Annotated in this window: 2 protein-coding genes; one reads left to right on the top strand and one right to left on the bottom strand. The window is 42.4% G+C overall.

The genetic code is table 11. The features are described 5' to 3' along the window. The coding region (locus tag HMPREF0999_RS23095; RefSeq protein WP_232306328.1) for a hypothetical protein at positions 1 to 238 on the top strand (238 nt) is incomplete at its 5' end. Positions 239 to 736: 498 nt separating this feature from the next. Here HMPREF0999_RS23095 and HMPREF0999_RS21590 read toward each other — a convergent pair. Continuing rightward, positions 737 to 1273: a methylglyoxal synthase gene (locus tag HMPREF0999_RS21590; RefSeq protein WP_009276914.1), complete on the bottom strand. Its 537-nt coding sequence runs from the start codon at positions 1271 to 1273 to the stop codon at positions 737 to 739. Positions 1274 to 1400 lie beyond the last annotated feature (127 nt).

Raw genomic sequence — 1400 nt, 5'->3', positions numbered from 1 at the left:
GACACGAGGCATATACGGCTCACCGCCCGTTCTCCATTTGCAGAAGTGTAGAAGTAGCAATCCATTAATGGAGAATTGGGTATGGAAAGGGCTGATTTCCCGTATATGTGCCTCTTTATTCCCGAATTATGGGCGTAAGCCGCATGGTTATGGAGAGATATCCACCCTTTTATGGGGAGAAAGGCCGACAAATCCCCGATGGAAATGCCCCGCAAATCACAAGAGAACAGCCATATAATGGGCTGATACACAATAATTATTGGAGAAACGTGGTCCGCCCCTGCGGACAGCAAGTTGTCTTTTCGTTAAACGAAAACCAAGCGGTTTAACGGCAACCTGCCGCCAAACCGTCCCTACCCCCTGATGCTCCGGAGTCGTGGGGGATAAGCTACCGGCATGTTCCATGTCCCTTTGGCATGGGATCCTGCGGATGAATCCGGGCACAGAAAGGCGATTTTCGCATAATTTTTCACAAGGTAGTTCCAAAAAAAACTGGTAGCAAGACTTTGCTGGAAGGACTAAACAAGAAGGTGAAAGGAGTGATGTACACCCGCAATGCCCTTGTCCTTTTTCGACTGGGATGCATAAAGGAAGCGAAATATTTTATAAGTGGTTTCTTTCCACCAACCAGAAGGGTTGGTGGAAGCAGATTACCATTCAGTAGATACCAGTTCTGAAAGATGTAAACAACTTGTTTCTTAGATAGCCTTATAAATATGCTACTACTTATTACAGTTCATTTGGAAATGTTATTCTCACTTTTATTCCTCCGCTTTTTCACTTGCTCCACTGCTTCAGATATGATTCCCTTGTTTTCAAAACGCTGCGTGTAATTGGTATAATCCGGGTGAATACGTTCGTAAGTTGGGTCAGTGAATAAGGGACTCGTAATAATGTGGTCCGCAGTCGAACGGTTACAGCAGAAAACAATATTTTCAACTCCAGCCAGTCTGGTCAATGCTTTCACATCCGTATCGTGCGGCTGTAGTGTCATCGGATCTGTAAAAAAGAACAGATAGTCTATTTCTCCTTCTACGATCCGCGAACCAATTTGCTGGTCACCTCCTAAAGGACCAGATTTCAGGATTGTGATATCCCATTTGATTTCAGGATGTTTTTCTTCAAGGGCTTTTTTAATTAGTGTACCGGTTGTACCCGTACAATAGAATTTATGTCCTATCAGACGTTCCGAGTTCCAGAGAACCCACTCTATCATGTCTTTTTTCATTGCATCGTGTGCAACAAGTCCAATTCTACGAACCATTGTTTCCATAAAGCTAAATTATTTTATTTTTATATGATAATTAGAGTTTATATTGAATAATTGATTAAGGCGTTCTTTGACTTATCTTTGTGGTCTAAAAAGTTCAATTGATGTATTACGACAAGATTCGCCACCG

It is taken from the genome of Parabacteroides sp. D25, assembly GCF_000307475.1.
Classification (GTDB): domain Bacteria; phylum Bacteroidota; class Bacteroidia; order Bacteroidales; family Tannerellaceae; genus Parabacteroides; species Parabacteroides distasonis.
Note: the sequence above shows the minus strand (reverse complement) of the source record. Positions and strands in the feature narration are given on the sequence as shown.